At 64.1% G+C, this 18,775-nt stretch carries 20 protein-coding genes; 7 read left to right on the top strand and 13 right to left on the bottom strand.

Annotation, left to right across the window (positions count from 1 at the left end; all coding sequences use genetic code 11):
* The first annotated feature begins 69 nt into the window (after window positions 1-69).
* Both A3E1_RS0136115 and A3E1_RS0136110 read left to right on the top strand, forming a co-directional pair.
* A complete protein-coding gene (locus A3E1_RS0136115; RefSeq protein ID WP_020525710.1) occupies window positions 70-861 on the top strand; it encodes a S1 family peptidase in 792 nt (263 codons plus the stop codon).
* Window positions 862-870: 9 nt separating this feature from the next.
* Window positions 871-1,836 (top strand): NAD(P)/FAD-dependent oxidoreductase, encoded by a 966-nt coding sequence (locus A3E1_RS0136110; protein WP_020525709.1) that lies wholly within the window; start codon window positions 871-873, stop codon window positions 1,834-1,836.
* Here the strand turns inward: A3E1_RS0136110 and A3E1_RS43920 are convergent.
* Both A3E1_RS43920 and A3E1_RS45465 read right to left on the bottom strand, forming a co-directional pair.
* Window positions 1,790-2,713 (bottom strand): carbohydrate kinase family protein, encoded by a 924-nt coding sequence (locus A3E1_RS43920; protein WP_020525708.1) that lies wholly within the window; start codon window positions 2,711-2,713, stop codon window positions 1,790-1,792. The two genes, A3E1_RS0136110 and A3E1_RS43920, sit on opposite strands and share 47 nt — an antisense overlap.
* Window positions 2,710-3,156, bottom strand: a complete 447-nt coding sequence (locus tag A3E1_RS45465; RefSeq protein ID WP_157631962.1) for a DUF4245 family protein — start codon at window positions 3,154-3,156, stop codon at window positions 2,710-2,712. The genes A3E1_RS43920 and A3E1_RS45465 overlap by 4 nt, the downstream gene beginning before the upstream one ends.
* 159 nt (window positions 3,157-3,315) lie before the next feature.
* On the opposite strand from A3E1_RS45465, the gene glpX reads away from it, so the two are divergent.
* Together glpX and A3E1_RS0136090 are read left to right on the top strand one after the other, a co-directional pair.
* Window positions 3,316-4,314: a class II fructose-bisphosphatase gene (gene glpX / locus A3E1_RS0136095; protein WP_020525706.1), complete on the top strand. Its 999-nt coding sequence runs from the start codon at window positions 3,316-3,318 to the stop codon at window positions 4,312-4,314.
* The gene (locus A3E1_RS0136090; RefSeq protein WP_026209168.1) at window positions 4,265-5,227 is read left to right on the top strand and encodes a DMT family transporter; all 963 of its coding nucleotides are present in this window, start codon (window positions 4,265-4,267) and stop codon (window positions 5,225-5,227) included. The genes glpX and A3E1_RS0136090 overlap by 50 nt, the downstream gene beginning before the upstream one ends.
* A 618-nt stretch (window positions 5,228-5,845) precedes the next feature.
* On the opposite strand, the gene A3E1_RS0136085 is transcribed toward A3E1_RS0136090, so the two are convergent.
* Complete coding sequence (locus A3E1_RS0136085) at window positions 5,846-6,043, bottom strand: exodeoxyribonuclease VII small subunit (protein ID WP_020525704.1); 198 nt, start codon at window positions 6,041-6,043, stop codon at window positions 5,846-5,848.
* Window positions 6,040-7,248: an exodeoxyribonuclease VII large subunit gene (gene xseA, locus A3E1_RS0136080; RefSeq protein ID WP_026209167.1), complete on the bottom strand. Its 1,209-nt coding sequence runs from the start codon at window positions 7,246-7,248 to the stop codon at window positions 6,040-6,042. Before xseA ends, A3E1_RS0136085 begins: the two co-directional genes overlap by 4 nt.
* Before the next feature lie 14 nt (window positions 7,249-7,262).
* Here xseA and A3E1_RS0136075 point away from each other — a divergent pair, with 14 nt between their 5' ends.
* On the top strand, window positions 7,263-8,240 hold the full coding sequence (locus A3E1_RS0136075; protein ID WP_020525702.1) for a 4-hydroxy-3-methylbut-2-enyl diphosphate reductase: 978 nt from the start codon (window positions 7,263-7,265) through the stop codon (window positions 8,238-8,240).
* Here A3E1_RS0136075 and A3E1_RS0136070 read toward each other — a convergent pair.
* The 5 genes from A3E1_RS0136070 to A3E1_RS0136050 are packed head-to-tail and all read right to left on the bottom strand — an operon-like array spanning window position 8,170 to window position 12,983.
* On the bottom strand, window positions 8,170-9,255 hold the full coding sequence (locus A3E1_RS0136070; protein WP_020525701.1) for a DNA recombination protein RmuC: 1,086 nt from the start codon (window positions 9,253-9,255) through the stop codon (window positions 8,170-8,172). The genes A3E1_RS0136075 and A3E1_RS0136070 overlap by 71 nt on opposite strands.
* A gap of 3 nt (window positions 9,256-9,258) precedes the next feature.
* Window positions 9,259-10,698 carry a S10 family peptidase gene (locus tag A3E1_RS0136065; RefSeq protein WP_020525700.1) on the bottom strand — a complete coding sequence of 480 codons (1,440 nt, stop codon included), beginning with the start codon at window positions 10,696-10,698 and terminating at the stop codon, window positions 9,259-9,261.
* Window positions 10,699-10,716: 18 nt separating this feature from the next.
* A complete protein-coding gene (locus A3E1_RS48890) occupies window positions 10,717-11,139 on the bottom strand; it encodes a winged helix-turn-helix domain-containing protein (RefSeq protein ID WP_020525699.1) in 423 nt (140 codons plus the stop codon).
* 24 nt (window positions 11,140-11,163) lie between these two features.
* Window positions 11,164-11,613 carry a methylated-DNA--[protein]-cysteine S-methyltransferase gene (locus tag A3E1_RS0136055; RefSeq protein ID WP_020525698.1) on the bottom strand — a complete coding sequence of 150 codons (450 nt, stop codon included), beginning with the start codon at window positions 11,611-11,613 and terminating at the stop codon, window positions 11,164-11,166.
* Window positions 11,610-12,983, bottom strand: a complete 1,374-nt coding sequence (locus A3E1_RS0136050) for a DNA-3-methyladenine glycosylase 2 family protein (RefSeq protein WP_026209166.1) — start codon at window positions 12,981-12,983, stop codon at window positions 11,610-11,612. The genes A3E1_RS0136055 and A3E1_RS0136050 overlap by 4 nt, the downstream gene beginning before the upstream one ends.
* Window positions 12,984-13,043: 60 nt before the next feature.
* Here A3E1_RS0136050 and ychF point away from each other — a divergent pair, with 60 nt between their 5' ends.
* The gene (gene ychF / locus A3E1_RS0136045) at window positions 13,044-14,117 is read left to right on the top strand and encodes a redox-regulated ATPase YchF (protein ID WP_020525696.1); all 1,074 of its coding nucleotides are present in this window, start codon (window positions 13,044-13,046) and stop codon (window positions 14,115-14,117) included.
* Here ychF and A3E1_RS0136040 read toward each other — a convergent pair.
* On the bottom strand, window positions 14,107-14,412 hold the full coding sequence (locus A3E1_RS0136040) for a 4a-hydroxytetrahydrobiopterin dehydratase (RefSeq protein ID WP_020525695.1): 306 nt from the start codon (window positions 14,410-14,412) through the stop codon (window positions 14,107-14,109). The two genes, ychF and A3E1_RS0136040, sit on opposite strands and share 11 nt — an antisense overlap.
* Before the next feature lie 176 nt (window positions 14,413-14,588).
* Between A3E1_RS0136040 and A3E1_RS0136035 the strand changes: the two genes are divergently transcribed.
* Window positions 14,589-15,044 (top strand): (deoxy)nucleoside triphosphate pyrophosphohydrolase, encoded by a 456-nt coding sequence (locus A3E1_RS0136035; RefSeq protein ID WP_169454503.1) that lies wholly within the window; start codon window positions 14,589-14,591, stop codon window positions 15,042-15,044.
* Between the two features lie 3 nt (window positions 15,045-15,047).
* On the opposite strand, the gene A3E1_RS0136030 is transcribed toward A3E1_RS0136035, so the two are convergent.
* The 3 genes from A3E1_RS0136030 to A3E1_RS0136020 are packed head-to-tail and all read right to left on the bottom strand — an operon-like array spanning window position 15,048 to window position 18,720.
* On the bottom strand, window positions 15,048-16,046 hold the full coding sequence (locus A3E1_RS0136030) for a succinate dehydrogenase/fumarate reductase iron-sulfur subunit (RefSeq protein ID WP_020525693.1): 999 nt from the start codon (window positions 16,044-16,046) through the stop codon (window positions 15,048-15,050).
* Window positions 16,043-17,908, bottom strand: coding sequence for a fumarate reductase/succinate dehydrogenase flavoprotein subunit (locus A3E1_RS0136025; RefSeq protein WP_020525692.1), 1,866 nt, complete (start codon window positions 17,906-17,908; stop codon window positions 16,043-16,045). Before A3E1_RS0136025 ends, A3E1_RS0136030 begins: the two co-directional genes overlap by 4 nt.
* The gene (locus tag A3E1_RS0136020) at window positions 17,908-18,720 is read right to left on the bottom strand and encodes a hypothetical protein (RefSeq protein ID WP_020525691.1); all 813 of its coding nucleotides are present in this window, start codon (window positions 18,718-18,720) and stop codon (window positions 17,908-17,910) included. Before A3E1_RS0136020 ends, A3E1_RS0136025 begins: the two co-directional genes overlap by 1 nt.
* Between the last annotated feature and the right edge of the window lie 55 nt (window positions 18,721-18,775).

The following is an 18,775-nucleotide window of genomic DNA, read 5'->3' as shown; positions in this document are numbered from 1 at the left end:
GCCGGCACGCGGATATTGGCCGGGGAGCAGCGCCGAGCTAATTGGACAAATCGGGCGTAGCATCTCGATATGAGGGCAGCACTGCTGGTAGTGACGTTGTTGATCTCGGTGGCCGGCCCGGCTGGCACCGCCCAGGCGGTGGATTCCCGGGCCGAAATCGTGGGCGGGGTCCAAGCTGGATCCCACGAATTCCCTTGGGTCGTGCGGTTATCCAATGGATGTTCCGGCACCTTGGTGCGCCAGCAGATGGTGCTGACCGCCGCCCACTGTGTAAAGAGGACGGGAAAGACCAGTTCCATCACCGTGACAGCCGGGACGAGTGACCTGTCCTCGTCACGCGGCGTGGATGTGCGCAGTGTGGCGGTCGAGCGGGCTAGTGGGTTCCGCGGCGTGACCGACGGCCGGGACTGGGCGGTCATCAAACTGGCCAAAGCCGTTGACGCGCCTGTGGTGTCGCTGCCCAGTGGGTCCGGGTTGGACGGCGGGACGTTCACGGTTGTCGGGTGGGGGTCGACGAGCGAAGGATCGCTGTCGCAGCAACGTCATCTGCGCAAGGTGCAGGTGCCCGCGGTTTCCGACAGCAAGTGCCAGGACATCTATAGCGACGAGGGCTATAACTACGTCGGCTCCGACATGATTTGCGCCGGCGAGCTCAGCCGGGGCGGCAAGGACAGCTGTCAGGGCGACTCGGGTGGGCCGCTGCTCAAACGGCATGAGAGCCGCTGGGTGCAGGTCGGCATCGTCAGCTGGGGCGTGGGCTGTGGACGCGCTGGATTCCCGGGCGTCTATACACAGGTTTCGCACTTCATCGGCGATATTGAGAACGCATTGAAGATTGATGAGTCGGCTCTAGCCAACTAGTTTGCTGACATGAGCGAGCGCAGCGACGTCGATATCGCGATCATTGGGGCCGGCCCCACGGGTCTTTTCGCGGCTTACTACGCCGGATTCCGTGGCCTGTCCACAGTGGTCATCGACACCCTCCCGGAAGCGGGAGGGCAGGTCACCGCGATGTACCCGGAGAAGCAAATCTTCGACGTGGGTGGTTTCCCACAGGTGCTCGGGCGTGACCTCATCGCCAATCTGGTTTCCCAGGCGGGGCAGTTCAACCCTGAGTACCGCCTGGGTGTCCAGGCCAAAACACTGTCCTATACCGACGATGGTTTGCCCGTGCTCGGGATGGCTGATGGAGCGGAGCTGATCTGTGGCTCGGTCATCATCACCGGTGGGCTCGGTTCCTTTACGCCGAGGCCGCTGCCAGCCGCAGAGGGCTTCGGCGGCGAAGGCATCGTGTTTTTCGTGCCGCAGCCAGCCGTCCTAGCGGGACAGCACGTCGTGATCGTCGGTGGCGGTGACTCCGCCTTCGACTGGGCGCTGGCCCTGGCCGACATCGCGGCAAGCGTGACGCTGGTGCACCGGCGCGACAAGTTCCGTGCGCACCAGGCCACCGTTGACAAGGTCAAAGCTCTGCCCGTGCGGATTCTCGTGAACAGCCAAGTCACGCGGATCACCGGCGAGCAGAAGGTAGAAACCTTGGAAATCAACGGATCGGAGGTGCTGCCCGTCGACACCGTCGTCGCTGCACTCGGGTTCACCGCCGATTTGGGCCCGCTCGCGGAATGGGGCCTGGCCCTGGATAAGCGCAATATTTTGGTCGACTCAACGATGGCGACGAATCAGCCGCGCATTTTCGCGGCCGGTGACATCGTGGAATATCCGGGCAAGGTGCGCCTGATCGCCACCGGTTTCGGCGAAGCGGCGACCGCCGTCAACAACGCGGCGATCGTCATCAATCCCGGCGCACATCTCTTCCCGGGACATTCATCCAACGCGTGACCTCTTCCAGCACAGGTGGGTCTGCGCCGACGCGCGTGCAGTTGAGCGCCGCGGCGGTGCAGACAAACCGCAACAGGCCGCCCAGGCCGGCTTCGGTGGAAGGCCACGGATTGGCTTGCAGCCAGGCGAGAAGAGCGCCGGTCGCCGTGTCACCCGCGCCAATGGTGTCCTCAATGGACACTGGCGGCGGGGTGCAGGTGACTTCGAGGTCGTTTGTCAGCGCCGTCGCACCCGAGGACCCGTGCGTGACAATCACCAGGTTGCAGTTGGCCAGCCAGCGGCGTGCCGTTGTCAGCGGATCAGTGAACGGATAGGCCTGGTGCAGGTCGTCTGAGCTGACCCGGATCACGTTTGCTAGCTCAGCTAAGCGCTCTAGGCGTACCAGAGAATCGGGTTTAGAAAGCGCGACGGGGCGTAAGTTGGGGTCGAAGCTGATGGTGCAACGGTCCTGATGGTCCAGTGCCCAGTCCTCGATCGCCTCGGCACCCGGCTGGAGGAAGGCCGCCAGCGATCCAATGTGGATAGTGGTGCCCGCTTCCAGCTGCGGTAGATCCGTGTAACGCCAGTTGAAGTCGGCCGCGCCAGCGAGCCAGAAGTCATACCGTGCCTCGCCGGTCTCATCGACAGTCGCCAACGCCAAAGCTGACGGCTGGCGCGTGGGAACGACGTAGCGAGTGTCCACTCCGGACGAGGCAAGACGGTTCGTGAACGCGGCACCGAAGCTGTCGCGCCCGGACCGCGCGGCCATCGCGACTGAGGCACCGAGCCTGGCGGCGGCGATAGCGGTGTTAGCCGGCCCGCCACCCAAGGCCGCCCTGAGCAGACCGTCACCGGCCGGGACGAGATCGACGACCTGTTCCCCGACGACCACGATCACGGCTGAACCTTGATGGGCAACGTTTCCGCAAGCGGGGCAAGGTCGGCGTTGCGGCCGAGAAGCACGACGGTCATGTCGCCACTGCGCCCGATGAGCCGGGTTTCGCCGTCACGTGCCTGTTCGGTCGTGGCGATGTCGCTGCGTGACTGAATCAGCTGTACGCCCTTTTCGTCCTGCGTGAGGTAGCCGATCCGCAGCGTCCCGTCCTTGAAGTTCGCCCGGACCACCTTCCAGCCCTCGGGAGCTGTGGGCGGCGGGAGCTGCGTTAGCCCTGCCCGCTGCGCCGAACCGATGGTCTCGGTGGGGTCGACGGTGACCGGGTCGGTTCCGCCATAGAGGTACTTGATCGCTAACGCCGCGAGGATAACGGGGATAAGCAGGACGATCAGGGAAATCGCCATGTCCCGGGGGCGGCGTATTTTGGTCGGGGGAACTGCGGTCACATGCCCAGGTTAGACACCCGCACCCGAACGACCGTTAACCAGCCCGACATGCTTGGATGGCAGTATCACTGGTGCCGTGCCGCCGGCCCTTCGTTCCGGCGGGTTTTAGGCGGGTGCGTACCAGGCGGTGTTGCTGCAACGGCGCGGTGAGGGAGCGGTATGACTCAGCGGAATCCACAAGATCTCGATCGCAACCTGGCGCTTGACCTCGTGCGGGTGACCGAGGCGGCAGCCATGGCCGCCGGGCGCTGGGTTGGGCGGGGCGACAAGGAAGGCGGCGACGGCGCGGCTGTCGACGCGATGCGCAAGCTGATCAACTCACTGCCGATGCGCGGAACTGTCGTCATCGGTGAAGGTGAGAAAGACAACGCCCCCATGCTGTTCAACGGCGAAAAGGTCGGCGACGGCAGCGGCCCCGAGGTGGACGTCGCGGTCGACCCGATCGACGGGACCACGCTGATGAGCAAGGGCATGCCTAATGCGCTCGCGGTGCTCGCCGTCGCGGAACGGGGCGCTATGTTTGACCCCAGCGCGGTTTTCTACATGGACAAGCTGGCTGTCGGCCCGGACTACGCCGACGTTATCGACATCACAGCGGGAGCTTCGGAAAACCTGCGCCGCATCGCCAAAGTCAAGAAATCACGGGTGGCCGACGTCACGGTGTGCATTTTGGACCGTCCTCGTCATGCTGAGTTGGTGCAAGAGGTGCGGGACACGGGTGCCCGGATCAAGTTCATCTCCGACGGGGACATCGCAGGGGCGATTTACGCGGCACGGGAACAGTCCGATGTGGACGTTCTGATGGGCATTGGCGGCACGCCCGAAGGCATCACGGCCGCGTGTGCGTTCAAGTGCCTCGGCGGCATGATGCAGGCGCGATTGTGGCCCCAGGACGACGAAGAGCGCCAAAAAGCGCTCGACGCCGGACACGATCTGGACCGCGTTCTGACCACCGATGATTTGGTACGCGGGGACAACGCGTTCTTCGTCGCGACCGGGGTCACGTCAGGCGACTTGCTGCGTGGGGTGCGCTACCGCTCTGGCGGTGCCTACACGCAGTCGATCGTCATGCGGTCCAAGTCAGGCACTGTCCGCGTCATTGACTCTTATCACCGGCTGGAGAAGCTCGCTTCGTACTCCCTGGTGGACTTTGAATAGAGCCGCCGGCGTCGCGCTTGCGTTGTGCGCCGGCCTCGGTGTCGCCGTGCAAGCGCGTATCAACGGTGCGCTCGCGCAACGTCTCGGTGACGGAATCGCCGCCGCGACAATCTCTTTCGGCACCGGACTGGTGCTGCTGCTCGTCGGTGCCTTCTGGATGCGGCCAGGGCTGGCCAAGGTGCGCTTGGCTTTGCGTGACGGCAGCCTGCGGGCGTGGCAGTGTCTAGGTGGCGCGTGCGGTGCGTTTCTCGTTGCCACCCAAGGGCTTACGGTGCCCGCTTTAGGTGTGGCCGTGTTTACGGTCGCTGTCGTGGCCGGACAGTCCGCCTCGTCGCTTGCCGTCGACCGGCTCGGCCTGGTGCCCGGCGGTAAGCGGGCTGTGACGGTGAATCGTGCCCTAGGCGCAATCCTTTGTGTCGTAGCGGTTTTCATCGCCGTCAGCGGCCGCCTCGGCGACGCCCGCGCACTCGGGCTCGCACTGCTGCCCCTGCTCGCTGGAATCGGCATCGCCTGGCAACAAGGCGTCAACGGCCTAGTCCGCCAAGCCGCCGGCTCCGTTTGGCCTGCCACCTTAATAAACTTCATCGTTGGTACTAGTGCCTTGCTGCCCGTGTTGCTGATTATCGTTGCCGTGCGCGGAATCCCGGGCAGTTTGCCCTCCGACTTCTGGCTCTACCTAGGCGGCCCGATCGGCATAACGTTCATCGCGATCGCCGCCGCACTGGTGCGTCACGTCGGCGTGCTGCTCCTCGGGCTCGGAACGATAGCGGGCCAAATCATCGGCGCCCTCATCATCGACACCTTCTTCCCCGTAGCGGCACGACCCGGCCCGGCAACGTTCGTGGGTGCCTTAATCGCCCTGGCAGCAGTCGCCCTAGCCTCCCGCCCTCCCCGCACCACTTCCGCTTCCTAACCCCCGCTTGCCCTTTCGCCACCCGGCTTCCTTGCCTTGCCGTGCCGCATGCCTTTGCACGCCGCTCGCCCTTTCACGCTCAGGTTGCCGGCGCTCCAAGCCTTCTCTGCCGGTTCCGTTCGCAGCCGCCTTTCCTGCTTAGTGCACCCGTCCTCCTTTGCCTGCTGCCGAGTTGCCCTTTGCTGTGTTTGCTTGCCACTCGCCCGCTGGCGACCGACGTGTGTGAGCGCTAGTCCTTTGGCTGCTTCTTGCGCAATTACCGAGCTTGTTGGGTAATTGCCAACGTTTTCGCGAAACCCTGTGAGAGCCGAATGCCTTTGGATCACTCGCGCTGATCCAGATCCCGAAAAGGGTGATCCACAGGCTGTTTGATCACTCCGATTGGGCTTTGGATCAACCCGAGTGATCGACTCTTTTGCTGGCGAGCCGGGTCGCCTCTCCGCGCGGCTTCATCGTGATCCACAGCCACATCGGTGATCCACAGCCCTCGGGACGTGATCAAACCGCCTGTTGATCACGTCTGCCGGGATGTGGATCACGAGCAAGGGGTGCGCTGTGCGGAACCGAGGGCGAGCAAAGGCCGCGCCGGGCGGGGAAGGGACGGTGCCGTGGTGGCCGTCACGCCACATCGGAAGAGGAAGCGGCGTCAAGTCGGGCGCGGGCACCGTCGAGGCGGGCCTGGCAGATCTCGGCCAGCTTCTCGCCGCGTTCCCAGAGCGCGAGCGCTTCTTCCAGGGTGCCGCCGCCGGACTCCAGTTTGGACACGACTTCGGCCAGCTCGGCCCGGGCGGCTTCGTAGCTCAGCTCATCGCTCACTCTGTCACCGTAGCCTTCAGCTCGCCTTCCGCTAATCGCACCCTCAGCATCGCGCCAGCGGAGACGTCAGCCGCGGAGCGCAGCACACGGCCGTCTGAGCGTTGCACTATCGAGTACCCCCTGGAAAGGGTTGCGGCAGGGGAGAGAGCCCGCAGCCTGGCGAGGGTGTGCTCGAGTTCGCTGGAGGCGCGCTGGACCCGGTGGGTCATAGCGCGGTGGGAGCGGTCGGTGAGCTGAGTTAACTCAACGCTGAGACGGTCTACTAAAGCGTGCGGACGGGCGAGCGACGGGCGGCTGCGCACGGCGTCAAGACGTTGCTGCTCGCGGTCGATGCGCTGGCGGACCGCGTTCGTCACGCGCAAACGCGCCTGGGCGATGAGCCGCATTTCCTCTGCCAGATCTGGGACGACGCGTTTGGCGGCATCGGTTGGCGTGGAGGCGCGCATGTCGGCGACGAAGTCCACGAGCGGGGTGTCGGGCTCGTGCCCGATAGCGGAAATAACCGGTGTGCGGCAAGCGAAAACGGCCCGGCACAGGGCTTCGTCACTGAACGGCAGCAAATCCTCTACCGAACCTCCACCGCGCGCCAGGATGATCACGTCCACGGAAGGGTCGGCATCGAGATTCTGCAATGCCCCGATGATCGACGGCACTGCGGTCGGCCCTTGGACCGTCACGTTCAGCACTCGGAAATCAACGGCTGGCCAGCGGCGCTTGGCATTGGTCAGCACGTCGCGTTCAGCGGCACTGGCCCGGGCCGTGATCAGACCGATCTTGTGCGGCAGAAACGGGGGCCGCCGTTTGCGGCGCGGGTCAAACAAACCTTCGGCATGCAGCAGTTTCTTTAGCTGCTCCAGGCGCGCCAGCAGCTCGCCCAGCCCCACCTGCCGGATGGTGTCGGCCCGCAGCGACAGCGTGCCGCGCTGGGCAAACCATTCAGGCTTAGCGTGTACGACGATGCGAGCGCCCTCTTCGAGCATCGGAGCACCGGAATCGACCACATCGCGGCTAGCCGTGACCGTCAAACTGAGGTCGGCCGACGGGTCACGCAGGGTGAGGAAGACGGTCGCTGACCCCGGGCGGCGTGAGAGTTGCGCCACCTGTCCATCCATCCAGACCCAGCCCAGCTTGCCTACCCAGGCGCTGATCTTCTGACTTACTACCCGAACGGGCCACGGTTCCTCCGCGGAAGATTCAGCTGCCATGTGCCGAGGATAGAATGCACGGCATGACCAAGCGCGTTCTGCTCGCCAAACCCCGCGGCTATTGTGCCGGTGTCGACCGGGCGGTGCAGACCGTCGAAGAGGCTCTCAAGCTCTACGGCGCCCCGATCTACGTGCGCAAAGAGATCGTGCACAACAAGCATGTCGTGACCACGCTGCAGGCCAAGGGCGCCATCTTCGTCGAGGAAAACGAAGAGGTCCCCGAGGGCGCGACGGTGATCTTCTCCGCGCACGGCGTTGCTCCTGAGGTCTATGAGCAGGCAAAAGAGCGCAAGCTCAAGGCGATTGACGCCACGTGCCCGCTGGTCACCAAGGTCCACCATGAGGCCCGCCGGTTCGCCGCTGAGGACTACGACATCCTGCTCATCGGCCACGAAGGGCACGAAGAGGTCATCGGCACCAGTGGCGAGGCGCCCCAGCACATTCAGCTGGTCGACGGCCCCGATGACGTGGACAAAGTCGTTGTTCGCGACCCGAGCAAGGTCGTGTGGCTGTCGCAGACGACGCTGAGCGTGGATGAGACGTTGAGCACAGTCGCGCGGCTCAAGGAGAAGCTGCCGCTGCTCCAATCGCCGCCAAGTGACGACATTTGCTACGCCACGCAGAACCGTCAGCAGGTCATGAAGCAGATCGCGCCCGACTGTGACGTCGTGCTGGTGGTCGGCTCACGCAACTCTTCTAACTCGGTGCGCATGGTTGAAGTGGCCGTCCAGGCCGGTGCCCGCCAGGGTTACCTGATCGACTTCGCGCACGAGATCGACGATGCCTGGCTTGAAAACGCGCAGACGGTCGGACTTTCGAGTGGCGCTAGCGTCCCCGATGAGCTGGTGCAGGACGTCCTGGCTTACCTTGCTGAGCGCGGTTTCGGCGAGGTCGAAGAGGTCGTGACCGTCGATGAGCGCCTCATCTTCTCTCTTCCCCAAGAGTTGAAGAAGGATATGAAAGCTCGGGCGCTTGGGGTTGCCGGGGCGTGATTTCCACGGGCGTCAGCTCCGGCGGTTCGTCGCCGGAGACACCTAGGTCGGACAGGCGGCGCGCGGAGACGAGCACGCGTTGTTCGAGGGAGCCCACCGCGTTGTTGTAGGCCGCGACCGAAGCCGTCAGAGCGTTACCCAGCTTGGACAAGTGTCCGCCGACCGTGCCGAGGCGGCCATACAGCTGCTTGGCCAGCGCATGGATCTCCATCGCGTTGCGGGACAAGGCTTCTTGACGCCACGTGTACGCGACGGTGCGCAGCAGAGCCACCAAAGTGGACGGTGTGGCCAGCACGACGTTGCGGGCGAAGGCGTGCTCCAGCAACGTGGGGTCCTGCTGTAAGGCCACGTCGAGGAACGGCTCGGCGGGCACGAAGAGCACGACGAATTCGGGGGACTGGTCGAAGGCCTGCCAATACGACCGTCCACTCAGGACGTCCACGTGCGCGCGGAAAGCCTTGGCATGCAGGTCAAACTGCTGGTTCAGGTAGGCGTCGAGCGGCACCTTGGCGTCGACCACGACTTTGCGTCCACCGTGCAGGTGAACCACCATGTCGGGCCGTGCCACGGCTCCGTCAACGGAGACGGTCACCTGCTCGTCAAAGTCACAGTGCGACAACATTCCGGCGGCTTCGACGATGCGCTTGAGCTGGTGTTCGCCCCAGCGTCCGCGCACGTGCGAGGTGCGCAAGGCGCCGACCAGCTGGCCGGTCTGTTCGTTGGCGACACGCAACTGGGAACGCAGCTCGGCGTACGCGTCGATGCGGTCATGTTCGAGCTGGCGCAGGGTCTCGTTGAGCGGGCTGATGACGCGCGCGACGGCTTCTTGCGATTGGGCGGTGGCCTCATAGGACAGTGACCGCATCGCTTGTTCCAGGCGCACTTCACCGGCTTGGCTGGCTTCGATGGTGGCGGTCAGGCGTGCGAGCTCTGGCGCGGTGCGCGCCCGGGCGGCGAACCACCCGAGCGCGGCACCGGCGAGAAGGCAGATGACGACGATCGCTAGATTGCCCACGCCCTAAGCATGGATGAACTCGGCAAGGTGCTGCGATTGCGCCACGCGTGAAGGTTCGTGCACATACATCATGTGCCCGGCTTCGTAGTATTTGAACTCAACGTTTGCCCGCAGCCCGGCCGGAATTTCCAAGTGGGCGAAGGTGTGCTCACTGGCGTAGTACGGCGTAGCGCCGTCGTGGTAGCCACAAGCGACGTGCACCCGCAGGTGCGGATTCTGCCGCATGGCCGCCGCTAGCTTGTCGGCGACGTTGACGTGCTGGCCTTCAAACTCCTTGAACGACCAGGGGTGTACCTGGCGGGACAGCAGTTCGTAGGGAAGGTCTTGTTCCACTTGCAGTTCTTCGCGCAGGTACTGGTTGATGGCGGCACCGTAGGGCCCAATGATCGCGTCGAGCGACGGGTCGGTGGTGAAGTGCTCGCGGCCGTAGTCGGCTTCCCATCCGGTGAAGCGCCCGTCGAGGCGGCCGACCGTTTGGCGGCGGTCGCGCAGCAGTTCGGTGTAGAAGCGAACGTGCTCGGGACGCAAGTTCACTCTGTCCACATAGTCCTCGGACAGACCGGTCAGGCTCGCGAATTTCGCGACGACGGCGGACCGTTCTTCGGCGGTCAACCGGGAACCCCGGTCCAGTGCCCACGGGTAGTCGCGGCCCGCGAACTCTTCGGCCTCAGCGAGCACATCGGACAGTGCACGGTCGCCGTGCTTGCCGTGGTAATGCGCGATCGCGGCATAGGTGGGCAGGAACAACGGGTAGGCGATGTCCAGGTGCGGGTGGAACTCGAGTGTGCCGATGTTGAGCACGCTGGACACGAGCATCAAACCGTTGAGGTACAAGGAATGGCGGTTCTGCAGGTGGTGTGCCAGAGCGGCCGCGCGCAGCGTGCCGTAGGACTCGCCGCACACGTATTTCGGCGACATCCAGCGGTGGTTGCGTGAGGTCCACAGGCGGATCAGCTCGCCGACGCTTTCCACGTCGCCGGTGAAACCGTGGTATTCCTTGGATTTCTCACCCTCGGCCACCCGCGAGTAGCCGGTGGAAACCGGGTCGATGAACACGAGGTCAGCGTGGCGGAGCAGGGTTTCTTCGTTGTCGGCCAGACCGTAGGGCGGCGGCAGCAGGGAGCCCGCGTCACCCATCACGATGCGGCGTGGGCCGAGCAGGCCGAGGTGCAGCCAGACGCTCGCGGAGCCGGGACCGCCGTTGAACGCGAAGATCACTGGCCGGGTTTTGGGATCGCCGCCTTCGAGCACATAGGAGACCATGAACATCTCGGCTTTGGCCTTGTGCCCGTCGAACTTGTCTTCGGTGTGGGATTCATACCGGACGACCACCCGGCCCGCGGTCGCGGTGTAACGCAGGCCGGCCCGTTCGTGAACGGTTGTCACCAGTTGATCAACCGGTTCCGGTTTTGCGTCTTTCTTGTCGGCCTGTTCTTGGGTCATGGAACCAGAATCTAGCCCTCAGAAGCTTTGCCGCACCACTGAGAACTCGTGCGCGTTTTCCAGGCGGTAGCCGAAGCCGTGCACCGTGGAGATCGAATCGCCCACGGCGCCAAGTTTCATCCGGATCCGGCGCACGTGCACATCGACCGTGCGTTCGCCGCTGAACTCGTGTCCCCACACCGCCCGCAGCAGCTGTAGCCGCGTGAAAGCCGCACCCGGGTGGCACGCGAGGAACAAGAGCAGGTCATATTCGCGGCGGGTGAAGCGAAGCGCCTCCCCGCCACCAAGAACCACCTTGCGGCTCACCGTGTCGATGAGGACAGAGGGCGATCCGCTCACGGCAGCTGTGTGCTCGACTTCGGAGATGGCCTGAACGAGCCGGTCGGCGGACTCTTGTGCGTCCGGGCCGGAGAGCGTGACGGTGAGGGTAACGGTTGGCACCGGCTCAGATTATCTCCTAAAACTCTATCGGTCTAGTAGGAATTCTGTCTCATGCCGCAACAGCCACTGCTTGACGGGCAGACCCCATCGATAACCACCGAGGGAACCGTCCGTGCGCAGGACGCGGTGACAGGGAACGAACAGCGCGATCGTGTTGCGGGCACACCCTTGGGCCGCCGCCCGCGCCGCCTGCGGTCCCTTGCCGGTGAGAGCGGCGAACGTGGTGTAGGTCACGGGCTCACGGAGCGTCCGCAAAATTTCCCAGCAGTGCGACAGATAGGGCGAGCCGTGTTGCAGGACAGGGACGTCATCGAGCGCGGCGATGTCACCGTCGAGATAGGACTTCACAGCATCGATCGCGCTCTGCGGGACGTCACCGGTAGGCAGGTCATCGGAGTGGAACCGGGCAGCCGTGACCGCGACGCCGTTTCCGGTCATCGTGAACGGTCCGGCAGGGGTGCTCAGGGTAATCATGATGCGGCTCTCCAAAGCTGGATCTGGGCATAGGAACGCCAAGGGCGCCAACGTTCGGCGTGCTTGGCTAGCGAGACAGGGTCAGACGGCAAGCCCAAGGCCACGGCACCGTGCCGTGAACCCAGGTCGGTCGGCAGGAAAACGTCAGGGTCACCAAGAGCGCGCAGCGCGATGTAGTCGGCCGTCCACTCGCCAATCCCGGGCAGCTCAAGCAAAGCCGCGCGCGTTTGCGCCCGGTCGCTTCCCGTGTCGAGGGTCAGCCCGTCGAGCATCGCGTTTGCCAAGCCGCGCAACGTTTCCCGTCGTCGTGTCGGCATCGAGAACGCCTCGTCGGGCAACTCCAGCAGCTGTTGTGGTGATGGGAAGAAACCGTTGCGGCACAAGCGCTTGAGCACCGTTCGGGCACCGGCGACGCTGATCTGCTGACCGACGATCGCGCGGACTCCGGCCTCGAAGCCGTCCACGGCGCGCGGAAGGCGTACCCCCAAAGGGAATTTAAGGGTTTGGTCTTGCGAGAGCGCGGCCTCGATGGCGACCGGGTCGGCGTCGAGATCGAGCAGCCGGCGGCATCTCGCCACGGCAGGGGTCAGGTCGCGCACGTCGGTCAGGCGCAGCGACGCGGCGATGTGCCCCTCGGCCGGAGTCAAGCTGATGCTCGCTGGCCCGTGGGGCAGCATAAGGGAACGCGAATACGTTCCGTCCACATAGGACTCAACGCCATCGACCGTTCGCGCCGCCAAAAACCCAAAGAGCGAAGCCGCGTCGAGGGGCGGGCGATAGGTCAGCTTCAGCTTGATCTCACCATCAACATCATCAGCTGGTACTCGGCGAAGCTCGCTCGGAGCACACCCGTAAACCTCACGGAACGTGTCGTTGAACTGCCGGACGCTGCCGAAGCCCGAAGCGAACGCGATCTCGGCCAGGCTCAGCCCTGTCTTGGCGATGAGCGTCTTGGCGGTCTGTGCCCGCTGGGTGCGCGCGAGCGCGAGCGGCCCAGCGCCGAGTTCGGCGGTCAGAAGCCGGTTCAGGTGACGCTCTGTGTAACCGAGACGGTCAGCCAGGGCAGGCACGCCGCCGCGGTCGACGACTCCGTCGTTGATGAGACGGACCGCCCGCGCCGTCAGGTCGGCCCGCGAGTCCCACAGCGGAGACCCAGGCACGGCATCCGGAGCGCACCGGCGGCACGCCCGGAACCCGGCCTTGGCGGCGGCGGCGACACTGGGGAAGAACCGGCAGTTCTCCCGTTTCGGGGTGCGTGCGGGGCAAGAGGGACGGCAGTAAATTCCCGTCGAGGTCACCCCGACCCAGAACCGTCCGTCAAAGCGACGGTCCTTGCTGCTTATAGCCGGATACAAGTCCACGTCGCCAATATTGCCCCCTCTAACTCCCGGCCCGCTGGCGGAAAACGGACGCGACTACGATTGCTCTCCGTGAGTCTTTCTATCGGCATCGTCGGCCTCCCCAACGTCGGGAAGAGCACCCTGTTCAACGCTCTGACCCGCAATGACGTGCTCGCGGCGAACTATCCCTTCGCCACCATCGAGCCGAACGTGGGCGTCGTCGGCTTGCCCGACGCGCGGCTCGCGAAGCTCGCGGAGATGCACAACTCGGCGAAGATCCTGCCGGCTCCCGTCTCCTTCGTCGACATCGCCGGCCTCGTGCGTGGCGCGTCGAAGGGCCAGGGCCGGGGTAACGCGTTCCTCGCCAACATTCGCGACACTCAGGCCATCTGCCAGGTTGTTCGCGCGTTCAGCGACCCCAACGTCGTGCACGTCGATGGAAAGGTCTCCCCGAAGGACGACATCGAGACCATCAACACCGAGTTGATCCTCGCTGACCTGCAGACCATCGAAAAGGCGATTCCCCGGCTGGAGAAGGAAACCCGCGGCAACAAGGCGCGCCAGGCCAACCTCGATGCGGCCCGCAAAGCCGGTGAGGTGCTCAACAACGGCACGACCGTGTTCGCCGCCGGTCTCGACCTGGAACCGTTGCGTGAGCTGCACTTGCTGACGGCCAAGCCGTTCCTTTACGTCTTCAACGTCGATGAGGCCGAGCTGGCCAACGCCGAGTTCCTCGACGAGCTGCGGGCACTGGTCGCCCCGGCCGAGGCCGTGTTCATGGACGCGAAGATCGAGTCAGAGCTGATCGATATGCCCGAGGATGAAGCGCGCGAAATGCTTGAGTCGATCGGCCAGGCTGAGCCGGGCCTCGACCAGCTGATCCGCGTCGGGTTCCGCACGCTCGGGCTGCAGACCTACCTGACCGCTGGGCCGAAGGAAACACGGGCCTGGACGATTCCCGTGGGCGCCACCGCCCCAGAAGCGGCTGGCGTCATCCACACCGACTTCCAGCGCGGCTTCATCAAGGCCGAAGTGGTCGCTTTCGACGACCTTATGGCCGCAGGGTCGATGGCGGCCGCGAAGTCAGCCGGTAAAGTGCGCATTGAAGGCAAGGAATACGTTATGGCGGACGGAGACGTCGTCGAATTCCGCTTTAACGTGTGAGCTGGGAGTAGACCGCTTCGATCCGGGCTGCGAGACCAACCTCGGCGGGCGTCAGCGATCCCTGGCTCTCGTGGCACAGGCGAATCTGGGTGCGGCCGTCGAGGCGGCGAATCTGCGGGCGCACTCCGAGAGCGTCAGCCGCGATCGTGATCCGTTCGGTGAGGACAGCGTGCTGGGAGTCGTCGATCTGGAGCGTCCGCTTGATGCATTCACCGTCGCGCATCCAGCCACTGAGCTGCGATAGGGCGTCACTGAGATAGTCGGTTTGCGGTCGCCTTCTCCAGACAACACCCATGAGCACCCTCCAGCGTCGTTGCCGGCTTGTGGCCGAATCTTCTCCGCACTGTCACCTTTCGGTGACCCCTATCCTGCCTGCTAACTCGCTGTGTGTCCACGCGCACAAAAGCGACTTGAGCCCCAGAAACCTCACCCACTCCCAACTTTGGCCGTTTGTCTGGCACAGTGTCCGCCGTGGCTGAATTTTCCGCGCACGAGCAGCATCGCGGCTCGGCGCCAGACCGCTCGCCGAGGCATTCCTCACCCGAGATCAGAGTCATCGTTGGTGCCGCGATCGTCGGCGATGGCCGGGTTCTGGCCTGCGAACGTGCCGAACCTGCTGAAACCGCTGGAAAATGGGAATTTCCCGGCGGAAAGGTCGAGCCCGGTGAGACCGAAGAGGAGGCGCTGATCCGCGAGTGTGAAGAGGAACTGGGCGTGACTATCGCGGTCGGCCCACGCGTCGGCGAAGACGTGATGCTGGGCCACGGCCGGGCCGTGTTGCGCATTTATCTGGCCACGCTGCTCAAAGGGACACCAGAGCCACTGGAGCACTCACAGCTGAAATGGCTGAGCGCCAGCGAGCTGCACACGGTTCCGTGGCTGCCCGCTGACGCTCCGATAGTCGCCGCGCTGCCTTTTTGGTTGTAAGTGTTACAGCTTGTCTGGGTGGTAGTAGTTCAGCGCCGTCGGGTCAACCGGGAACTGAACGTCATCGCCGAACGGTGATGCCGCCGCCGACCGGTCCGACAACATCTCGTTGAGGTCGACCTTGCCTTTTGCATTGACTGCGGCACCCATCGGGGGCAGCAGTTCACGCCCGAAGTCAACGGGAGCCTTGGTTTCGTCGACGACAACCGGGCCGGCGTGCACGGCCGGCTCGGTGCTGGCGAGCGGGGCGATCTGGTCGCGCCGCAGAATCTTGCGTCCAAGCATCACCAGCGGATCATAACGCCGGTCCACGACCCGTTCCTTCATCGGGATGATGGCGTTATCTGTGATCTTGATGTGCTCGGGGCAGACCTCGGTGCAGCACTTGGTGATGTTGCAGAAGCCCAATCCCTGTTGCTGCTGAGCCAGTTCCTTGCGGTCGGTCTTCGCGTCGAGCGGGTGCATGTCCAGCTCGGCGGCGCGGATGAAGTACCGCGGCCCGGCGAATTCCTTCTTGTTCTCCTCGTGGTCACGAACCACGTGACACGTGTTCTGGCACAGGAAGCACTCGATGCACTTGCGGAACTCCTGCGAGCGCTCCACGTCCATCTGCTGCATCCGGTATTCGCCGGGCTTGAGACCCACAGGCGGTGCGAATGCTGGCATCTCACGAGCCTTCTCGTAGTTGAACGAGACGTCCGTGACGAGGTCGCGAATGACCGGGAAGGTCCTAAGTGGAGTGACCGTGACGGTCTCGGTCTCCTCAAACGTAGACATCCGCGTCATGCAGCTCAGGCGCGGCATGCCGTTGATTTCCATGGAGCACGAACCGCACTTGCCGGCCTTGCAGTTCCAGCGGCACGCCAGGTCTGGTTCCTCCGTGGCCTGCAGCCGGTGGATGACGTCGAGCACGACCTCACCCTCGTTGACCTCTACCTGGTAGTTCTTGAGCTCCCCGCCGGTAGCGTCCCCGCGCCAAATTCTGAACTTGCGCTTGCTCATGCGGGCAGCTCCTCGTCGGTCAGGTACTTGGCCAGCTCGGATTTATCAAACAGGTTCAGCAGATCGTCACGCATGGTCGGAACCGGCTGGTGCTCGAGGGTCACCTCGCCATTGGGGCCCATGCCGCAAACCAGGTTTACCTTGCGCCACTTGGGTTCCATCTTCGGGAAGTCCTCGCGGGTGTGCCCACCGCGCGATTCTTCCCGCTCAAGAGCCGCGATCGCCGTGCACTCGCTGACGATCAGCATGTTGCGCAGGTCGAGGGCGAGGTGCCAGCCGGGGTTGTAGCGGCGGCCACCGGTCGCGCTGACGGCGGCCACGCGGGCGCGCAGTTCGCCGAGTTTCTTGATGGCGGCGGCCAGTTCGCCCTCGCGGCGGATGATGCCGACGAGGTCGCCCATGATTTCCTGAAGTTCATGCTGCAGCGCATACGGGTTGTCCCCGTCCTTGCGCTCCAGCGGCGCCAGAGCGGCCTGTGTCGCACTGTCCACATCGGAAGCCGCGACCTTCGGCCGGGCGGGCAGAGCGTCCACATAGGACGCCGCGTGCTCACCGGCGCGCTTGCCGAACACGAGCAAGTCACTAAGCGAGTTTCCACCCAGACGGTTGGAGCCATGCATGCCACCGGAGCACTCGCCCGCGGCGAACAGACCTTCCACGGCAGCGGCCGCTGAGTCGGGGTCAACCTCGATGCCACCCATGACGTAGTGACACGTCGGGCCGACTTCCATTGGCGCCGAAGTGATGTCGACGTCAGCCAGTTCCTTGAACTGGTGGTACATCGAGGGCAGCCGCTTGCGGATCTGCTCGGCGGGCAACCGCGACGCGATGTCGAGGTAAACGCCGCCAGCCTTCGTGCCGCGCCCAGCCTTGACCTCGCTGTTGATCGCGCGCGCGACCTCATCACGGGGAAGCAGTTCCGGGGGACGGCGGTTGTTGTCCGGGTCGGTGTACCAGCGGTCGGCCTCGGCCTCGGTTTCGGCGTATTGCTTGCGGAACACGTCGGGCACGTAGTTGAACATGAAGCGCTTGCCCTCGGTGTTCTTGAGGACGCCTCCGTCACCACGAACCGACTCGGTGACCAGGATGCCCTTGACCGAAGGCGGCCACACCATGCCGGTCGGGTGGAATTGCAGGAACTCCATATTGATGAGCTTGGCTCCGGCCCGCAGCGCGAGCGCGTGCCCGTCGCCCGTGTATTCCCACGAGTTCGAGGTGACCTTGTAGGACTTGCCGACGCCGCCGGTCGCGAGCACCACCGCGGGCGTCTCGAACAACACGAAGTCGCCCGACTCGCGGAAGTAGCCAAACGCGCCTGAAATCCGGCCCTCGGTCACGAAAAGCTCCGTGATCGTGCACTCGGCGAAAACGCGAATGCGGGCTTCGTAGTCGCCGTATTCCGCTTTGTCTTCCTGTTGCAGCGAAACAATCTTCTGCTGCAGCGTGCGGATCAGCTCAAGGCCGGTGCGGTCACCGACGTGGGCCAGCCGTGGGTATTCGTGGCCACCGAAGTTGCGCTGCGAGATGCGGCCGTCCTTGGTGCGGTCGAACAGGGCGCCGTAGGTTTCCAGCTCCCAGATGCGGTCCGGCGATTCCTTCGCGTGCAGCTCGGCCATGCGGAAGTTGTTGAGGAACTTGCCGCCCCGCATGGTGTCACGGAAGTGCACCATCCAGTTGTCGTTGCTGTTGACGTTGCCCATCGCGGCGGCCGCGCCGCCCTCGGCCATGACCGTGTGCGCCTTGCCGAACAGTGACTTGGAGATGATGGCGACGCGCTTGCCCGCGAGCCTTGCCTCGATCGCCGCGCGCAGACCGGCACCGCCAGCCCCGATGACGACGACGTCATATACGAACTTGTCCATTAGCCTATGAACCTCAGATCAGGGAACCAACCAGCCGACACGGCCATGATGTAAAAGTCCGTGAGCAGCACGGTGAACAGCGAAATCATCGCGTACGTGCCGTGCCGCTCGTTGAGCTTGGACACCCACGTCCAGAAGCGGTAACGCACTGGGTGTTTCGAGAAGTGCTTCAGCCTGCCGCCCATGACATGCCGGCATACGTGACACGAGAACGTGTACAGCGACAACATCGCCACGTTGATGACGATGATGATGGTGCCGAGCCCGAGCCCGAAACCACCGTCCTTGCCACGGAACGCGAGGATCGCGTCGTAGGCGTTGATCGCCAGCACGAGCAGGGCGAAGTACCAGAAGTACCGGTGCAGGTTCATGAACAGCAGGGGGAAGCGCGTCTCGCCGCTGTACTTCTTGTGCGGTTCAGTAACAGCGCAAGCTTGCGGCGACAACCAAAGCGAACGGTAGCCACTCTTGCGGTAGTAGTAGCAGGTCACGCGGAACCCGGCGACGATGGGAAACGCGACGATGCCCAGCGGCAGGAAGAAAGGCAGCTTCGGCAGCGGGGTTCCAAAGTGCGAGGAACCCTCCACACACGAGTCGCTCAAACACGGTGAGTAGAGCGGTGTGAGGTATCCGTAGTCCTCAACGAAGTACCACTTGGCCATGAAGATACGGACCGTTGAGTACACGATGAAGAACAGCAGGATCGCGGCGATTATCAGGGGCGAGAGCCACCATCTGTCGGTGCGCAACGTCTTGGCCGAAATCGCGGCGCGCGCTTTGGCGCCGGACGGCCTCGTTGCCAACGTAGTCATATCAAGTCACTCCAGCGGACTACAGCTATATGTGGTACCGATCACCGACACGTTA

Origin of the sequence: Catelliglobosispora koreensis DSM 44566 (genome assembly GCF_000379685.1) — a bacterium.
Taxonomy (GTDB): domain Bacteria; phylum Actinomycetota; class Actinomycetes; order Mycobacteriales; family Micromonosporaceae; genus Catelliglobosispora; species Catelliglobosispora koreensis.
This window is presented reverse-complemented; position numbering and strand designations above follow the sequence as displayed.

Excerpts from the sequence above, each read along its gene's own strand:
- A3E1_RS0136115 (WP_020525710.1), top strand. The coding sequence starts at position 70 with ATGAGGGCAGCACTGCTGGTAGTGACGTTGTTGATCTCGGTGGCCGGC.
- A3E1_RS0136110 (WP_020525709.1), top strand. The coding sequence starts at position 871 with ATGAGCGAGCGCAGCGACGTCGATATCGCGATCATTGGGGCCGGCCCC.
- glpX (WP_020525706.1), top strand. The coding sequence starts at position 3,316 with ATGACTCAGCGGAATCCACAAGATCTCGATCGCAACCTGGCGCTTGAC.
- xseA (WP_026209167.1), bottom strand. The coding sequence starts at position 7,248 with ATGGCAGCTGAATCTTCCGCGGAGGAACCGTGGCCCGTTCGGGTAGTA.
- A3E1_RS0136075 (WP_020525702.1), top strand. The coding sequence starts at position 7,263 with ATGCACGGCATGACCAAGCGCGTTCTGCTCGCCAAACCCCGCGGCTAT.
- A3E1_RS0136065 (WP_020525700.1), bottom strand. The coding sequence starts at position 10,698 with ATGACCCAAGAACAGGCCGACAAGAAAGACGCAAAACCGGAACCGGTT.
- A3E1_RS0136055 (WP_020525698.1), bottom strand. The coding sequence starts at position 11,613 with ATGATTACCCTGAGCACCCCTGCCGGACCGTTCACGATGACCGGAAAC.
- A3E1_RS0136040 (WP_020525695.1), bottom strand. The coding sequence starts at position 14,412 with ATGGGTGTTGTCTGGAGAAGGCGACCGCAAACCGACTATCTCAGTGAC.
- A3E1_RS0136030 (WP_020525693.1), bottom strand. The coding sequence starts at position 16,046 with ATGAGCAAGCGCAAGTTCAGAATTTGGCGCGGGGACGCTACCGGCGGG.
- A3E1_RS0136025 (WP_020525692.1), bottom strand. The coding sequence starts at position 17,908 with ATGGACAAGTTCGTATATGACGTCGTCGTCATCGGGGCTGGCGGTGCC.
- A3E1_RS0136020 (WP_020525691.1), bottom strand. The coding sequence starts at position 18,720 with ATGACTACGTTGGCAACGAGGCCGTCCGGCGCCAAAGCGCGCGCCGCG.